The organism is Micromonospora halophytica (genome assembly GCF_900090245.1).
GTDB classification, from domain to species: domain Bacteria; phylum Actinomycetota; class Actinomycetes; order Mycobacteriales; family Micromonosporaceae; genus Micromonospora; species Micromonospora halophytica.
The window spans coordinates 148315-166997 of the sequence record NZ_FMDN01000013.1 but is presented as its reverse complement, the minus strand read 5'-3'; the positions used below and the strand labels follow the sequence as shown (position 1 = coordinate 166997).

Sequence of the window (18683 nt, the reverse complement as noted above, 5' to 3'; positions counted from 1 at the left end):
CTTTCCGACCCGGAGGAACGAACGACCATGGTGGACAAGGAACAGCTCAGCTACTACCTCAAGCGGGTCACGGCGGACCTGCAGGACACCCGGCGGCAGCTGCGGGCGGCGCGGGAGGAGCGACGTGAGCCGATCGCGATCGTCGGCATGGCCTGCCGTTACGCCGGGGGAGTGTCGTCGCCCGAGGACCTCTGGCGGCTCATCACGGCCGGCGGCGACGCGGTCGGTGAGTTCCCGGTCGACCGCGGCTGGGACCTGGACACGCTGTACGACCCGGACCCCGACCGGCCGAACACCAGCTACACCAACGAGGGCGCGTTCCTGTCCGGCGCCACCGACTTCGACGCCGGCCTCTTCGGCATCTCGCCGCGCGAGGCCCTCGCGATGGACCCGCAGCAGCGATTGCTGCTCGAGGTGTCGTGGGAGGCCCTGGAGCGGGCCGGCCTGGACCCGTCGGCACTGGCCGGCACCCCCACCGGCGTCTTCACCGGCACCAACGGCCAGGACTACGTGCGCCTGCTGATGACCTCGCACGAGTCCGAGTCGCTGGAGGGACACCGGCTGACCGGCAACACCGCGAGCGTCCTGTCCGGCCGGGTGTCGTACACGCTCGGCCTGGAGGGCCCGGCCGTCACGGTCGACACCGCCTGCTCCTCCTCCCTGGTGGCGCTGCACCTGGCCGCACAGGCGCTGCGGCAGGGCGAATGCACGCTGGCGCTGGCCGGCGGCGCCACGGTGATGTCGACGCCGGGCGCGTTCATCGAGTTCAGCAAGCAGCGCGGCATGGCGCCGGACGGTCGCTGCAAGCCGTTCGCCGACCAGGCCGACGGCACCGGTTGGGGCGAGGGCGTCGGCGTGCTGGTGCTCGAACGGCTCAGCGACGCGGTCGCCAACGGCCACCGGGTCCTCGCGGTCGTCCGCGGCAGCGCGGTCAACCAGGACGGCGCCAGCAACGGGCTCACCGCGCCCAACGGCCCCGCGCAGGAACGTGTCATCCGGGCCGCGCTGTCGGCGGCGGCCCTGGGTCCGGACGAGATCGACGTGCTCGAGGCGCACGGCACCGGCACCCGGCTCGGCGATCCGATCGAGGCCAACGCCGTGCTGGCCACCTACGGCCGCCACCACTCGCCCGAGCGGCCGCTGCTGCTCGGCTCGGTCAAGTCGAACATCGCGCACACGCAGGCCGCGGCCGGCGTGGCGGGTGTGATCAAGATGGTGCTCGCCCTGCGGCACGGAAGCGTGCCGGCCACCCTGCACGTGGACCGGCCCACCACGCACGTGGACTGGTCGTCCGGCTCGGTCCGGCTGCCCACCACGCTCACTCCGTGGCCCGAGCTGGACCGGCCGCGCCGCGCCGGCGTGTCCTCGTTCGGAGTGAGCGGCACCAACGCACACGTGATCCTCGAACAGGCGCCCGCGCCGGCCGCCCCGCCGGCTCCGGGGAACGGCCTGTTCGGCGCCGGGCCCGTTCCGCTGCTGCTGTCCGGGCACAGCGAGCCAGCCCTGCGCGAGCAGGCCGAGCGGCTTCTCGGCACGCTGGCCGGCACGCCGGAGCCCGGCCTGCTCGACGTCGCGGCGTCGCTGGCCACCACCCGGTCGGCGCGGCGGCACCGGGCCGCCGTGCTCGCCGCCGGCCCGGCCGAGGCCCGGCACGCCCTGGCCGAGCTGGCCCGCGGCGAGCGCCCGGCCACCGTGGCCGGCAACGGCCGGACCGCGTTTCTCTTCGGGGGCCAGGGCGCCCGCCACCTCGCCGCCGGTCGGGACCTCTACGAGCGGGTGCCGCGCTTCGCCGCCCACCTGGACGAGGTGTGCGCCGCGCTGGATCCGGTCGCCGGCTGGTCCGTACGGGAGGCGCTGTTCGCCGGCGACGGCCGGCTGGACCGGACCGAGCACGCGCAGCCGGCCCTGTTCGCGCTCGAGGTCGCGCTGGCCCGTCTCTGGCAGGACTGGGGCGTACAGCCCGACTTCGTCCTGGGTCACTCGGTCGGTGAGCTGGCCGCCGCGCACGTGGCCGGTGTCCTGTCACTCACCGACGCGGCCGTGCTCGTCGTCATGCGGGGCCGGCTCATGCAGGCGATGGCCCCCGGCGTGATGGTGACGGTGGCCGCCGCCGAGGACGAGGTGGCGCCGCTGCTGACCGGTGACGTGTCGATCGCCGCGGTCAACGGCCCGCGGTCGGTCGTCGTCTCGGGCACCGAGGAAGCGGTCACCGCGGTGACCGCCGCGCTGCCGGACCGCAAGGCGACCCGCCTGCGGACCGGGCACGCCTTCCACTCGGCCGCCATGGAGCCGATGCTGGCGGACTTCCGGGCGGTGGCCGAAGGGCTCGACTTCCAGCCCGCCCGCATCCCGGTGGTGTCCAACGTGACCGGCCGGCTCGGTGGTATCGGCACCGCCGACTACTGGGTCCGGCACGTCCGCTCGGCGGTGCGCTTCGCCGACGGCGTCGCGCTCCTGCTCGACCGGGAGGTGACCACGTTCGTCGAGCTCGGCCCGGACGCGGTGCTGACCGCGATGGCCGCCGCCTGCGTGCCGGCCGACCGCACCGGCGTCGCGTTGATCCCCACCCTGCGCCGTGACCGGCCCGAGCGCGACGGCGTGGTCGAGGCGATCGCGGCGGTGCACACCAACGGGAGCCGGGTGGACTGGGCGGCGGTGTTCGACGGCACCGGCGCTTGCGCGGTGGAGCTGCCCACGTACGCGTTCCAGCGTGAGCGGTACTGGCTGGAGCACCCGTTCTCGGCGACGGGCGACGTGACCCGGCTCGGCGTCGGCACTGTCGATCACCCGCTGCTCGGCGCCGCCGTCGGGCTGGCCGACGGCGACGGGCTCGTCCTGACCGGCCGGATCGCAGGCGCCGCCGGACCGGCCCTGGCCGACCCGCTGACCGCGGCCGCCGCAGTCGTCGAGCTGGCCCTGCACGCCGGCCGGCAGACCGGCTGCGACGAGCTCGCCGAGCTGACCGTGGAGGAACCGCTCACGCTGCCCGAGCGCGGCGCCGTGCAGCTGCAGGTGCTGCTCGGCGCGCCGGACGAGGCCGGGCGGCGGCCGGTCGGCGTGCACTCACGCGACGACCGGCCCGGTGCGACGTGGACCCGGCACGCCGCCGGCGCGGTCGTGCCCCGCACGTCGGAGCCGGCCGGCGCGGCCGCCAACGATCTCTGGTCGGAGGTGGCCCTACCCGCCGACCGGCTGCCGGAGGCCGTACACTTCGGCATCCACCCCGCGTTGCTGGCCGCCGCGGTCGCGATGGCCGAGCGGCTGCGGTCCGCCGGTGAGGGCCATGTGCGCCTGCCCGTCCACTGGCGCGGCGTGGTGCTGGCCGCGGCCGGCGCCGCCGCGGCCCGGGCCCACCTGACCGCGGCCGGTGACGACACGTTCGCGCTCGACCTGCGCGACGCCGACGGACGCCCGGTGTTCTCGGCGACGGCGGTCAGCACCGCCGACCGGCCCGTGCGGCACCGGCGCGGCGACTCGCTGTTCGTCATCGACTGGGCCGAGGTCCCGGCCGGGGAGACCCGGCACACCGGCGGCCCGGCCGCGATCGGCGAGACCGGCGTGTGCGGGGTGACACCGGCGTTCCCGGACCTCGCGAGCCTGACCGCCGCCGTGCACGACGGCGCCGCGGTCCCGGAGATCGTGCTGGCCGCCCCGGCCGGCTCCGGCTCGGTGCGCGCCACCGTCGGCGCCGCCCTCGACCTGGTGCAGGCGTGGCTCGCCGCGGACGCCCTGGAGCCGGCCCGGCTGGTGGTGGTCACCCGGGGCGCGACCGGAGCGGGCGCCGACCCGGCCGGTGCCGCGGCCTGGGGACTGCTGCGGTCGGCGCAGTCCGAGCACCCCGGGCGCCTCACGCTGCTCGACACCGACGGCGCCGAGGCCTCCGACCGGGTGCTGGACGCCGCCCTCGCTACCGGCGAACCTCAGCTGGCGCTGCGCGGCGGCCGGATCCTCGCGCCGCGGCTGGCCCGCATGCCGGAGCCGGTCGCGACCCGGGCCCCCGACCCCGACGGCACCGTCCTGATCACCGGCGCCACCAGCGGCATCGGCCGGCTGGTCGCCCTGCACCTGGTCCGGCGGCACGGCGTCCGGCGCCTCCTGCTGGTCAGCCGCAGCGGGGCGGCGGCACCCGGCGCGGCCGAGCTGCTCGACGACCTGGCCGCCGCCGGCGCCGAGACGTCGATTGTCGCGGCCGACGTCGCCGACCGCGATCAGCTGCGCGCCTGTCTCAAGCAGGTGCCGGCCGGCCACCCGCTCACCGCGGTGGTGCACAGCGCCGGCGTGGTCCGCGACGGCCTGCTCACCGCGATGACCCACGAGCAGATCGACGCGGTGCTGCGGCCGAAGGCGGACGCCGTCCGGCATCTGGACGAGCTGACCGCGGACCTGGACCTGGCCGCGTTTGTCGTCTTCTCCTCGGCGGCAGCCAGCATCGGCGCCGGTGGGCAGGCGAACTACGCGGCGGCCAACGCATTCCTGGACGCCTACGCGGCCCGCCGCGCGGACGCCGGCCGGCCGATGGTCGCCGTCGAGTGGGGACTGTGGGCCGAGCGTAGCGGGATGACCGCCCCGCTCGGCGAGGCGCACCAGGTCCGGGCCGGACGCGCCGGCATCCTGCCGATGTCCGCCGAGGAGGGCCTCGCGCTCTTCGACACGGTCTTCACCACCGTCGTGCCGCCCGTGGTCGTCGCGGCCCCGCTGGACCTGGCGGCCTGGCGCGCCCGGGCGGCTGCCGGCGAGCTGCCCCCGCTGCTGCGCGGCCTGATCGCCGCGCCGGCCCGCGCCGAGGCTCCCGCGGTGGCGGTGGCGGGGATGAGCGACGACGAGCGCCGCCGGACCATGCTCGGCCTGGTGCGCCGGCACGCGGCCGCCGTGCTCGGGCACGCCTCCTCCGAGGCCGCCGCACCGGACCGGCTCTTCAGCGACCTCGGCTTCGACTCGCTCACCGCCGTCGAGCTGCGCAACCGGCTGACCGCCGAGACCGGGCTGCGCCTGTCGGCCACGCTGATCTTCGACTATCCGACGCCGGCCCACCTCGCCGGCCACCTGGCCGCGGAGCTCGCGGGATCGGCAGCGGCGCCGGTCGCCACGACCGCGGCGGCCGCGGCCGACGAGCCGATCGCCATCGTCGGTATGGCCTGCCGCTTCCCCGGTGGCGTCGGGTCGCCCGAGGACCTCTGGAGCATGCTGGCCGACGGCCGTGACGGCATCGGGCCGTTTCCGGACGACCGGGGGTGGGACACCGACCAGCTGTTCGGCGAGGGACGCTCCGGGGTCGCGTACGGCGGCTTCCTCGACGGCGCCGCCGACTTCGATCCCGGCTTCTTCGGCATCTCGCCGCGCGAGGCCCTCGCGATGGACCCGCAGCAGCGCCTGCTGCTGGAGACGAGCTGGGAGTTGTTCGAGCGGGCCGGCATCGACCCGGCCACCCTGCGCGGGACCCGCACCGGCGTGTTCGCGGGCACCAACGGGCAGGACTACCCGCTGCTGCTCCAGGACCTGCCGGAGGAACTGGAGGGATACGTCGGCACCGGCAACGGCGCGGCGGTGTTCTCCGGCCGGGTGGCGTACACGTTCGGCCTGGAGGGCCCGGCGGTCACCGTGGACACCGCGTGCTCGTCGTCGCTGGTGGCGCTGCACCTGGCGGCGCAGTCGCTGCGGTCCGGGGAATGCGACCTCGCGGTGGCCGGCGGCGTCACGGTGATGGCGACGCCGATGCCGTTCGTCGAGTTCACCCGGCAGCGCGGCCTGGCGGTGGACGGCCGGTGCAAGTCGTATGCGGACGGGGCCGACGGCACCGGCTGGTCCGAGGGCGCCGGTGTACTGCTGGTGGAGCGGCTGTCAGATGCGGAGCGCAACGGTCACCGGGTCCTGGCGGTGATGCGGGGTTCGGCGGTCAACCAGGACGGCGCGTCCAATGGCCTGACGGCCCCGAACGGTCCGTCGCAGCAGCGGGTCATTCGGCAGGCGTTGGCGAACGCGGGCCTGACCGGCGCCGAGGTCGACGCGGTCGAGGGGCACGGCACCGGCACGCGGCTGGGTGACCCGATCGAGGCACAGGCGTTGCTCGCCACGTACGGGCAGGGCCGGGAGACACCGCTGCTGCTCGGGTCGATCAAGTCGAACCTCGGTCACACTCAGGCCGCCGCGGGCGTGGCCGGCGTCATCAAGATGGTGATGGCGATGCGGCACGGCGTGGTGCCGTCGACGTTGCATGTGGACGCGCCGTCGTCGCAGGTGGACTGGTCCTCCGGCACCGTCGAAGTGGCCGCCGAGGCCGTGCCGTGGCCCGACTCGGGCCGGTCCCGCCGAGCCGGGGTGTCGAGCTTCGGGATCAGCGGCACCAACGCACACGTGATCCTCGAACAGGCCGCACCGGAGGAGGCGGCACCGGCTGAGCGCCCGGACGACGTCGTGCCCTGGGTGCTGTCCGCGCCCTCCGAGGACGCCCTGGCCGCGCAGGCGGAGCGCCTCCTGGCCTACGAGGGCGATCCGTTCGACGCGGGCCGATCGTTGGTCACCACCCGCACCTCGTTCGGCACCCGGGTCGTCCTGCTGCCGGAGAGCGACGACGACCGGCCGGCTCTGCTGCGGGCCGTCGCCCGCGGTGCGGAGGCGCTGGGAATCGTCCGCGGCACCGCCGTCACCGGCTCCCGGGTGGCGTTCGTCTTCCCCGGGCAGGGGTCGCAGTGGGTCGGCATGGCGCGCGACCTGCTCGCCGCCGACGCCACCTTCGCCGAGCGGATGCGCGAGTGCGCGGCGGCGCTGAGCGACCACACCGACTGGTCGCTGCTCGACGTGCTCGACGACCCCGCCGCGCTGGCCCGGGTCGACGTGGTGCAGCCGGTCCTGTTCGCGGTCATGGTGTCGCTGGCCGGGACCTGGCGCGCGTACGGCGTCGAACCGGCCGTCGTCATCGGGCACAGCCAGGGCGAGATCGCCGCCGCCTGCGTCGCCGGCGGCCTGACCCTGGCCGACGCGGCCCGCGTGGTCGCGCTGCGCAGCCGGGCGCTGGCCGCGTTGGCGGGCCAGGGCGGCATGGCCGTCGTGCCGGCCCCGCCGGAGCAGGTCGCCGAGCGGATCCGGCCGTGGGGCGAGCGCCTCGCGGTCGCCGCCGTCAACGGTCCCGCCTCGGTCGTCGTCTCGGGTGAGACCGCCGCGCTCGACGAGTTCGTGGCCGCCTGCGGCGACCTCCGCGTCCGGCGGGTGGACGTGGACTACGGATCGCACTCCGCGCAGGTCGAACGGATCGAGCGACAGCTCGCCGAGGCCCTGGCCCCGATCCGGCCGCGTTCCTCGGCCACGCCGTTCTACTCGACGCTGACCGGAGAGCTGCTGGACACGGCCGCGCTCGACGCCGGCTACTGGTATCGCAACCTGCGGCACACCGTCCGGTTCGAGCCCGCGGTGCGCCTCGCGGCCGAGCACGGTCACACGGTCTTCCTCGAGGTGAGCCCGCACCCGGTGCTCGTGCCGGCGATGCGGGAGATCGCCGAAACCCTCGACCACGACGTCGCGGTGCTCGGCACGCTGCGCCGCGACGAGGGCGGGCCGCGCCGCTGGCGCACCGCCCTGGCCGAGGCGTACGTGCGGGGCGTGGCCGTCGACTGGGCCGTGCTCTACCCCGGCGGCCGGGTGGTCGACCTGCCCACGTACGCGTTCCAGCGCCGCCGCTTCTGGCCGGACACGCTGCTCGCGACCGCCGGGGACGTGACCGGGCTGGGGCTCACCGGGATCGGGCACCCGCTGCTGCGGACCGTGACCACGCCGGCCGACACCGACACCCGCCTGCTCAGCGGCTCGGTGTCGATGCGAGCGCACCCCTGGGTGGCCGACCACCGGGTGCACGACTCGGCGGTGCTGCCCGGCAGCGCCTACGTGGACATGGCGATCCGCGCCGGTGACGAGGTCTCCTGCCCGCGGATCGAGGAACTGGTCCTCGAGGCACCGTTGGTCGTGCCGGCTCAGGGCGCGGTGCGGCTGCAGGTCACGGTGGGCGCGCCGGACGAGGCCGGTCGCCGGAGCCTGGTCGTGCACGCCTGCCGCGACGGCGGCGACTGGGCCCGGCATGCCACCGGAGTGCTCGCCCCGGGCGCGGACCGGGCCCCCGAGGACCTCGCCGCCTGGCCACCGCCGGGTGCCACCGCGGTGCCGCTGGGCGATTTCTACGAGCGGGTGGCGGTGACCGGCATCGACTACGGGCCGGTGTTCCGCGGCCTGCGGGCGGCCTGGCGGGACGGCGACCGGGTCTACGCCGAGGTCGAGCTGCCGGAGGCGCAGCGCGGCGCGGCCGCCTCGTTCGGCCTGCATCCCGCGCTGCTGGACGCCGCGCTGCACGCCACCGGGCTCACCGCGGACCGCGACGGCGCCGCACGCCTGCCCTTCACCTGGTCGGACGTCGAGTTGTCGGCGTCCGGTGCCACCGCCGCCCGGGTGCTCATCACGCCGGCCGGCCCGGACGCGACGACGGTGCTGCTCGCCGACGGGACCGGGGCGCCGGTGGCGTACGTGGGCGCGCTGACCGCCCGGCCGGTCGCCGCCGGTGGCGTCGCCACCACCGCGCCGCTCTACGGCCTGGACTGGGTGGAGGCCGCCGAGCAGGCCGAGTCGGGGCGCTGGGCCGAGCTCGGCGACACCGGCCTCGGCGTCGGCGGCGACCGCTACGCAGACCTGGCCGGCGTGCTCGAGGCCGAGGAGCTGCCGGACGTGGTGTTCGCCGCCGCCCCGGCCACCTCCGGCGACGACGTTCCCGCCGCCGTCCACGAGAACACCCGCGCCGTGCTCGCGCTGCTGCAGTCCTGGCTGGCCGAGCCGCGGCTCGCCGGGGTCCGGCTGGTGCTGACCACCCGTGGCACGCTGGCCGACGCGGCCGTGCGGGGACTGGCCCGCTCGGCGCAGTCCGAACACCCCGGCTCCCTCGTGCTGCTGGACGCCGGCGCCGGGCCGGTGCCCCGCGCGGCCCTCGCCGTGGCCGCGGCGGGCGACGAGAACCAGCTCGCCGTCCGCGACGGCCGGGTGTTCGCGGCCCGGCTGGCCCGGCTCTCCGCGCCGGCCGGGGAGCGGCCCGCGCTCGGCGGCGGCACCGTCGTGGTCACCGGCGGCACCGGCGTGCTCGGCCGGCTCCTGGCCCGGCACCTGGTCACCGCGTACGGTGTCCGCCATCTGCTGCTGCTGAGCCGTGGCGGCGGGAGGGTCGAGGGCCTCGACGCCGACGTGACCGTCCGGGCGTGCGACGTCGCCGACCGGGCCGACGTGGCCGCCGCGCTGGCCGCGGTGCCGCCCGAGCACCCGGTGACCGCCGTCGTGCACGCGGCCGGCGTGCTGGACGACGGCCTGATCGGATCGCTCACCCCGGACCGGCTCGACGCGGTGCTGCGGCCCAAGGTGGACGCCGCCTGGCACCTGCACGAGCTGACCCGCGACCTGAACCTGACGGCGTTCGTGCTGTTCTCGTCGGCGGCCGGCACGCTCGGCAGCGCCGGACAGGGCAATTACGCGGCCGCCAACGCGTTCCTCGACGCGCTGGCCGCCCACCGCCGGGCGCTGGGACTGCCGGGGCAGTCGCTGGCCTGGGGGTTCTGGGCCGACCGCACCGGGCTCACCGGCCGGCTGGCCGGCCGCGACCTCGACCGCCTGACCCGTACCGGGATCCGCCCGCTGCCGGCCGCCGAGGGCCTGGCCATGTTCGACGACGCGCTGAGCCGGGACGTGCCGGTCGTGGTGCCGGTCGCCTTCACCGGCGCCGGCGCGCGCGGCCGGCAGCAGCCGGTCCCGCCGCTGCTGCGCGGCCTGGTCCACGGGCCCGCCCGGCGCACGGCCGGGCAGGCGGAGGACGGCGACACGTTCCGCCGCCGGTTGCTCGGGCTGCCGGAGCGCGAGCGCGACGAGCTGATGCTCGCGCTCGTCCGCGGCCACGTCGGCGCGGTGCTCGGCCAGGACGGCCCGGACGCCGTTCCCCCGGGCCGGCCGTTCCAGGAGCTGGGCTTCGACTCGCTCACCGCGGTCGAGCTGCGCAACCGCCTGGCCGGCGCGATCGGCCGGCGCCTGCCCGCCACGCTGGTCTTCGACTTCCCGACCGCGGCCGAGGTCGCCCGCCACCTGGTCGACGAGCTGGCCGGCGGGACGGTCCCGGCCGCCGCCCCGGCCACCACGGGCACCGCCGGCGATCCGATCGCGATCGTCGCGATGAGCTGCCGCTATCCCGGCGGCGTGCGGACACCGGAGGATCTCTGGCAGCTGGTCCTGGACGAGGTCGACGCGATCTCGGAGTTCCCGTCCGACCGCGGCTGGGACCTCGACCGGCTGTTCGACACGAGCCGCACGGTGCGGTCGTCCGCCCGCGAGGGTGGCTTCGTGCACGACATGGCCGACTTCGACCCGGACGCGTTCGGCATCTCGCCGCGCGAGGCCCTCGCGATGGACCCTCAGCAGCGGGTGCTGCTGGAGACGGCGTGGGAGGCGTTCGAGCGGGCCGGCATCGACGTCACCTCGCTACGCGGCACGCCGACCGGCGTCTTCGCCGGGGTGATGTACCACGACTATGCGTCCCGCCTGCACGACGTGGTGCCCGACGAGTTGGTCGGCTATCTGGGCAACGGCAGCGCGGGCAGCGTCGCGTCGGGCCGGGTGGCCTACACGTTCGGGCTGCAGGGCCCCGCCGTGACCGTCGACACGGCCTGCTCGTCGTCGCTCGTGGCGCTGCACCTGGCCTGTCAGTCGCTGCGCCAGGGCGAGAGCTCACTGGCGCTGGCCGGCGGTGTCACGCTGATGTCCAGCCCGGCGGTGTTCGTCGAGTTCAGCCGGCACGGCGGGCTGTCCAACGACGGCCGGTGCAAGTCGTTCGGCGCCGGCGCGGACGGGACCGGCTGGTCCGAGGGCGCCGGCATGGTGCTGCTCGAACGGCTCTCCGACGCCCGCCGCAACGGCCACCCGGTGCTCGCCGTGATCCGCGGCTCGGCGGTCAACTCCGACGGCGCGTCGAACGGCCTCACCGCGCCGAACGGGCCCGCGCAGCAACGGGTCATCCGGCAGGCCCTGGCCGGGGCGGGGATCTCGGCCGCCGAGGTGGACGTCGTGGAGGCACACGGCACCGGCACCCGGCTCGGCGACCCGATCGAGGCACAGGCGCTGCTCGCCACCTACGGCCAGGACCGGGACGAGCCGCTGCTGCTCGGCTCGGTCAAGTCGAACCTCGGGCACACGCAGGCCGCCGCCGGCGTCGCCGGCGTGATCAAGACCGTGCTCGCCCTGCGGCACGGCGTGGTGCCGCGCACGCTGCACGCCGACGAGCCGTCGCCGCAGGTGCCCTGGGAGAGCGGCGCCGTGCGGCTGGCCACCGCGCGCACGCCGTGGCCGGAGCGCGGCCGGCCCCGCCGCGCCGGCGTCTCCGGGTTCGGCGTGAGCGGCACCAACGCGCACGTCATCCTCGAAGAGGCCGATCCCGCCCCGGCGCACACCCCCGAGCCGGCGCCCGGGCCGCTGCTGCCGTGGCTGCTGTCCGCGCGGACCCGGCCGGCGCTGCGCGCGCTGGCCGGCCGGCTGCGCGGTCACCTCGGCCAGGACCCGAACGCCGTCGCCGCCACGCTCGCCACCTCTCGCGCGGGCCACGACCAGCGGGCCGCGATCGTGGCCGCGGACGCCGGCGCGCTGGCCGCCGGTCTCGCCGCGCTCGCCGCCGGGTCGCCCGCGCCAGGGGTGATCGAGGGAACGGTCACCACCAGCGGCCTGGCGTTCATGTTCTCCGGCCAGGGCGCGCAGTACGCCGGGATGGGACGCCGCCTCCACGAGACGTTTCCGGCCTACGCAGCCGCGTTCGACGCCGTGGCCGCCGCGTTCGGCGATCCGCTGGTGCTCGACGGCACGGCACTGGACATGACCCGGCACACCCAGCCCGCGCTGTTCGCCGTCGAGGTCGCGCTGGCCGCGCTGCTGCGCGACTGGGGGATCCGGCCGGACCGGCTGATCGGGCACTCGATCGGCGAGATCTCGGCCGCGCACGTGGCCGGGGTCTTCTCCCTCGCCGACGCCTGCCGGCTGGTCGCGGCCCGCGGCCGGCTCATGCAGGACCTGCCGGCGGGCGGCGCGATGGCCGCGATCCAGGCGCCGGCCGGCGAGGTGGCCGCGACGCTTCCCGCGATGGTCGGCGTGGCCGCGGTCAACGGGCCGTCCTCGACCGTGATCTCGGGCGAGAGCGGGGCCGTCGAGCGCGTGACCCGGCTCTGGGCCGGGCGCGGCCGGCGGACCCGCCGGCTGCGCGTGAGCCACGCCTTCCACTCACCGCTCATGGACCCGATGCTGGCCGACTACGAGCGGGTGGTGCGCGAGCTGCGCCCGGCCGCTCCGACCCTGCCCGTGGTGTCCACGGTGACCGGTGAGGTGCTCACCGCCGAGCAGGCCACCTCGGCCGAGTACTGGGTGGAACAGGTCCGGGCCACCGTGCGGTTCGCCGACGGCGTCCGGGCGCTGGACCAGCTCGGCACCGGCACGTTCCTCGAGGTGGGCCCGGGCGGCGGCCTGGCTCCGCTGGTCGCCGAGACGCTCGGTGGGGATGTCGCCTCGCTCGCCGCGCTGCGGTCCGACCGGGACGAGACGGTGACGGTGCTGTCGGCTGTCGCCGGCCTCTACGTCCGCGGCGTCCCCCTGGACAGCGCACGGTTGTTCGGCGCCGAGGGCCCGCGGGCAGACCTGCCCACCTATCCGTTCCAGCGCCGCCGTTTCTGGCTCGAACCGCACGCCGTCGCGGCACCCGTGAGTGTCGGTGCCGGCCGGTACCGCGAGCATTGGCGGGAGCTCGCCGAGCCGGAACCCGGCACGCTGGAGGGCACCTGGCTGCTCGTCGGGCCGGACGACGCGGGCATCGGGGCCACGCTGGCCGCGCGCGGCGCGCGGATCCGCACCGCCGCGACGGACGGCGACCTGGCCGGCCACGGCGACGTGACCGGCGTGCTCTCGCTGCTCGCCCTCGACGACCGGCCCTCACCGGAGCACCCCGTGGTCCCGCTCGGCGTGCCCGCGACGCTCGCGCTGATCGACCGGCTGGCCGAGGCCGGGGTCCAAGCCCCGGTGTGGAGCGTGACCCGCGCGGCGACGGACGCCGGCGGTGGCGCGGACGCGCCGGTGCGGCCCACGCAGAGCCTGCTGTGGGGCCTCGGCCGGGTGATCGCGTTGGAACGCCCGGACCGGTGGGGCGGTCTCGTCGACCTCCCCGCCGACCCGGATGCCGCGTCGCTGGCCCGCCTGGCCGGCGTGCTCGGTGGGCCGGAGGACCAGGTCGCCCTGCGGCCCGGCGCGGCGTATGCGCGCCGGCTGGTCCGGGCGCGGCCGGTGGCGGACGGCCGGCCACCGTGGACGCCGCGCGGCACCGTGCTGATCACCGGCGGCACCGGCGCGGTGGCCGGGCACATCGCGCGGCACCTGGCCGAGGCGGGAGTTGAGCACCTCGTCCTGCTGAGCCGTCGCGGTCCCGACGCGCCCGGCGCGGACGAGCTCGCCGCCGGCCTGCGGCGCCGCGGTGCCGAGGTGACGCTGATCGCCGGTGACGTGGCCGACCGCGGCGTGCTCGAGGCCGTGCTGGCCGAGCACCCGCCGGCCGCGGTGATCCACGCGGCCGGCCTGAGCACCGTGGCCCCGCTGGCCGGAACGGATCCGGCCGCGTTCGCCGCTGTCATCGAGGCCAAGGTGGCCGGTGCGGCTCACCTGGACGAGCTGCTGGCCGACCGGCCGCTGGACGCGTTCGTCCTGTGCTCCTCGATCGCCGCCACCTGGGGAGCCGGCGGCCAGGGCGCGTACGCTTCGGCCAACGCCTTCCTGGACGGCCTGGCCCGCCGGCGGCGGGCGCTCGGCCGGGCCGCCACGTCGATCGCCTTCGGCGCGTGGGCCGGTGACGGCATGGCCGACCGGGACGAGTTGGTCCGCCGCGGGGTTCTTCCGATGGATCCGGAGCACGCGGTGGCCACCCTCGTGCGGGCGGTCGGGAACGGCGACACCACGGTCACCGTGGCCGACATCGACTGGGCCCGGTTCGCCCCGCTGTTCGCCTCGGTCCGGCCGGCGCCGCTCTTCGGCGACCTGCCGGAGGCCCGGGACGCCTCGGCCGCGCCCACGCCGGCCGTGAACCTCGACGGACTTTCCGGGCCACGCCGCCACCGGCGGGTGCTGGACCTGGTCCGGGCCCACGCTGCGGCCGTGCTCGGGCACACCGACCCGATCCCGGCTGACCGCGGGTTCCAGGACCTCGGCTTCGACTCGCTGATCGCGGTCGAGTTCCGCAACCGGCTCGCCACGGCCACCGGGCTGGCCCTGCCCACCACGCTCGCCTTCGACTACCCGGCGGCCGGTCCGCTCGCCGATCATCTCCTCGCGCAGCTGACCGGGGCCGGCGAGCCCGCCGCCGACGAGGTGGGTGAGCGGCCGGGCACGGACGAGCCGGTCGCCATCATCGGGATGGCGTGCCGATTCCCCGGCGGCGTCCGGTCCCCCGACGACCTGTGGCGCCTGGTCCGCGACGGGACCGACGCGATCTCCGAGTTCCCGGGCGACCGGGGCTGGGACCTCGAGGCGCTCTACGACGCGGACCCGGAGCGCGCCGGCACGTCGTACACCCGCGAGGGCGGCTTCCTCAGCGACGCGCCGGGCTTCGACGCGGGCTTCTTCCGGATCGGTCCGCGCGAAGCGCTGGCGATGGACCCCCAGCAGCGGCTGCTGCTGGAGACGGCCTGGGAGGCGGTGGAGCGGGCGGGCCTCGACCCGCACGGGCTGCGCGGCACCCGCACGGGAGTCTTCGTCGGCACCAACGGGCAGGACTACGCGTTCCTGGCGCACGCCTCCGGCGAAGACCTCGGCGGCTACGTGGGCACCGGCAACGGCGCGGCCGCGGTCTCCGGCCGCGTCTCATACACGTTCGGCCTGGAGGGCCCGGCGCTCACCGTCGACACGGCCTGCTCCTCGTCGCTGGTGGCGCTGCACCTGGCCGCCCAGTCGCTGCGCCGTGGCGAGAGCACGCTGGCGTTGGCCGGCGGGGCCGCGGTGATGGCCACCCCGGCGGCCTTCGTCGAGTTCAGCCGGCAGCGCGCGCTGGCCCCCGACGGCCGCTGCAAGCCGTTCGCCGAGGAGGCGGACGGCACCGGCTGGGGCGAGGGCGTCGGCGTCCTGCTGCTCGAACGGCTCTCCGACGCGCGCCGCAACGGCCATCGGGTGCTCGCCGTGGTCCGCGGCTCGGCGGTCAACCAGGACGGTGCCAGCAGCGGATTCTCCGCGCCGAACGGGCTGGCGCAGCAGCGGGTGATCCGCGGGGCGCTCGCCGACGCCCGGCTCGAGGCGGCCGACGTGGACGCGGTCGAGGCGCACGGCACCGGCACCGCTCTCGGCGATCCGATCGAGGCGCAGGCGCTGCTGGCCACCTACGGCCGGGACCGGGCGCGCCCGCTGCTGCTGGGCTCGGTGAAGTCGAACATCGGCCACACCCAGGCGGCCGCCGGCGTGGCCGGCGTGATCAAGATGGTGCTGGCCATGCGGAACGGCATGCTGCCGAGATCGCTGCACGCCGAGCGGCCGACCTCGCACGTGGACTGGTCGTCCGGCGCGGTCGAGCTGCTCAGCGACGCTGTGGCCTGGCCCGAGACCGGCCGCCCGCGCCGGGCCGGAGTCTCGGCCTTCGGCGTGACCGGCACGAACGCGCACGTCGTGCTCGAAATGCCCGCCGAACCCGAACAGGAGCGGCAGCCGGGACGGCTTCCCGCCATCCCGTGGGTGGTCTCCGCCCGCGACGAGGCCGCCCTGGCCGAACAGCTCGCGCGGCTGGCGGAGGTGCGGGCGGACCCCGTCGATGTCGGCTACACGCTCGCCGCCGGCCGGGCCACGATGGAGCACCGCGCGGTCCTGATCGGCGCCGACCGCGGCGAACTGCTGCGTGCGGCCGAGGCCGGGGCCGGTGTGACCGGCCGGGCCCGGCCCGCCCCGAAGGTCGTGTTCGTGTTCCCCGGACAGGGCGCACAGTGGGCCGGCATGGCCACCGAGCTGCTGGCCACCTCGTCGGTCTTCGCCTCCCGGATGGCCGAGTGCGCCGCAGCTCTGCGCCCGTACGCGGATTGGTCCCTGCACGACGCGCTCACCGACGCCGCGGCGTTGGCCCGCGTCGACGTCGTGCAGCCGGTGCTGTTCGCGGTGATGGTCTCGCTGGCCGAGGTGTGGCGCTCGTGGGGAGTCGAGCCGGACGCGGTGATCGGCCACTCGCAGGGCGAGATCGCCGCCGCCGTGGTCGCCGGGGCGCTGTCGCTCGACGACGGCGCCCGCGTGGTGGCGCTGCGCAGCCGCGCCCTGATCGCGCTGGCCGGCCGGGGCGGCATGGTGTCGGTGGCGGTCTCGGCCGAGCGGGCCCGGGAGCTGATCGGCGACGGCCTCTCGCTGGCCGCCGTCAACGGCCCTGCCTCGGTGGTCGTGTCGGGCACGCCGGCGGCGCTGGACGAGCTCGTCGACCGGACCACCGCGATGGGCATCCGCACCCGGCGGATCGAGGTCGACTACGCCTCGCACTCCGCGCTCGTCGAGCCGATCCAGGCCGAGGTCCTCGAGGCCCTGGCGCCGGTGCGGCCGCGCGTGGCCGAGGTGCCGTGCTACTCGACGGTGACCGGGGAGCCAGCCGACACGACGGAGTGGGACGCGGGCTACTGGTACCGCAACCTGCGCGGCACGGTCCGCTTCGAGGCCGCCGCGAAGGCCGCGGCCGGTGCCGGGCCGGCCTGCTTCGTCGAGGTCAGCCCGCACCCGGTGCTCGCGGCGGCGGTGCAGGAGCTCGACGGGGACGTGCTGGCCTGCGGCACTCTGCGCCGGGGCGAGGGCGGTGCCCGCCGCCTGCTCGAGTCGGCCGCCGAGGCCTTCGCTTACGGCGTACCGGTCGCCTGGCCACGCGTGTTCGACGGCACCGGGGCACGCCCGGTGGAGCTGCCCACCTACCCGTTCCAGCACGAGCGCTACTGGCTCACGGTGACTCCCGCCCGCACCGGCCTGCTCCAGGTCGACTGGCCGGCACTGCCGGCCGCCCCGGCGGCGCCGGGGCGCTGGGCCGCGCTCGGCGGTAACTGGGACCTACCTACCTACCCGGATCTCGCCGCGCTCCGCGACGCGGGGCCGGTTCCCGACGTCCTGCTGGCGCGCGCCGTGGACGTCCGGCAGGTGCTGGCGCTGGTGCAGGGATGGCTCGCCGACGAGGCCACAGCCGCCCGCATGCTGGCCGTCGTGACGTCGGGCGCGGTCGCGACGGCGCCCGGCGAGGACGTGACCGACCTGGACGCCGCCGCAGTGTGGGGCCTGGTCCGCTCAGCGCAGTCCGAGGAGCCCGGCCGGATCGTGCTCATCGACGCCGAGCCGGCCGTCCCGGTCCCCGTGCTGGCCGGCGCGCTGGCCACCGGCGAGCCGCAGATCGCCGTGCGCGGTCCGGGACTTCGCGCGCCGCGCCTGGCGCCCGTCCCTCCGGCGACCACGGCCAAGCCTCCGCTGCACCCCGACGGCACGGTCCTGGTCACCGGTGGCACCGGCGGCCTCGGCGCCCTGGTCGCGCGGCACCTGGCCGAGAAGCACGGAGTGCGGCACCTGCTGCTGCTCAGCCGCCGCGGCGGCCCGGCGCCGGAGATCGACGCGGACGTCACCGTGCGGGCCTGTGACGTGGCCGACCGCGCCCAGCTCGCCGCCGCACTGGACGCGATCCCGCCCGAGCACCCGCTGACCGCGGTCGTGCACGCGGCGGGTGTCCTCGACGACGCGCTGATCAGCTCGCTGCGCCCGGACCAGCTGGACGCGGTGCTGCGGCCGAAGGTGGACGGCGCCCGGAACCTGCACGAGCTGACCCGCGACCGGGACCTCGCCGCCTTCGTGCTCTTCTCCGCGGCCGCCGGCGTCCTGGGCAACCCCGGCCAGGGGAACTACGCGGCCGCGAACACCTTCCTGGACGCGCTGGCCGCGCACCGGCGGGCGGGTGGGCTGCCCGCCGTGTCGATGGCCTGGGGCCTGTGGGCCGACGCCACCGCGATGACCGGCCACGTCGCCCGTGACCTGTCCCGGCACGGTGGCGTGGTGCCGCTGACCGCCGAAGCCGGGCTCGCGCTGTTCGACCGGGCGCTCTCGGCCGGCTCCGCCGCGGTGGTGCCGATGCCGGTCGACCTGGCGGCGCTGCGCGCCCAGCACCGGGCCGGCCTGCTGCCGCCGATCCTGGCCGGCCTGCCCGGCGAGCGGCGGGACCGGTCGGTGGAGGAGCCGCCGGCCGCGGACTCCGGCGCGTTCCTCAGCCGCCTGCGGGCCGCCGGCCCGGCCGACCGCGAGGAGATGGTGCTCGAACTGGTGCTCGGCGCCACCGCCACGCAGCTCGGCTACGCCGATCCCGGCCGGCTCGAACCGGCACGCAGCTTCGTCGAGCTCGGGCTGGACTCGCTCGGCTCTGTCCGGTTGCGCAACCAGCTGGCGGCCGGCTGCGGCGTGCGCCTCTCGGCCGGCCTGATCTTCGAGCACCCGACGCCCGCCGCGCTCGCCCAGCACCTGCACGCCGCGCTGGTGCCGGCCGAGCCGCCGGCGACCGCCGACAGCGACATCCCCGCGGACGTGGCGGCCGCGCTGATGGTGCTGGAGGAGCTCACCAAGCTCGACGGCGCGGTCACCGCGCTGCCGCCCGACAACGCGGCCCGGACGCGGATCACCAC

1 pseudogene is annotated in these 18683 nt (G+C 76.5%); it reads left to right on the top strand.

Going from position 1 to position 18683, the window contains the following annotated elements:
- Positions 1-27 precede the first annotated feature (27 nt).
- Positions 28-18513: pseudogene (locus tag GA0070560_RS29085) on the top strand (SDR family NAD(P)-dependent oxidoreductase); the annotation flags it as partial.
- Positions 18514-18683: the final 170 nt, after the last annotated feature.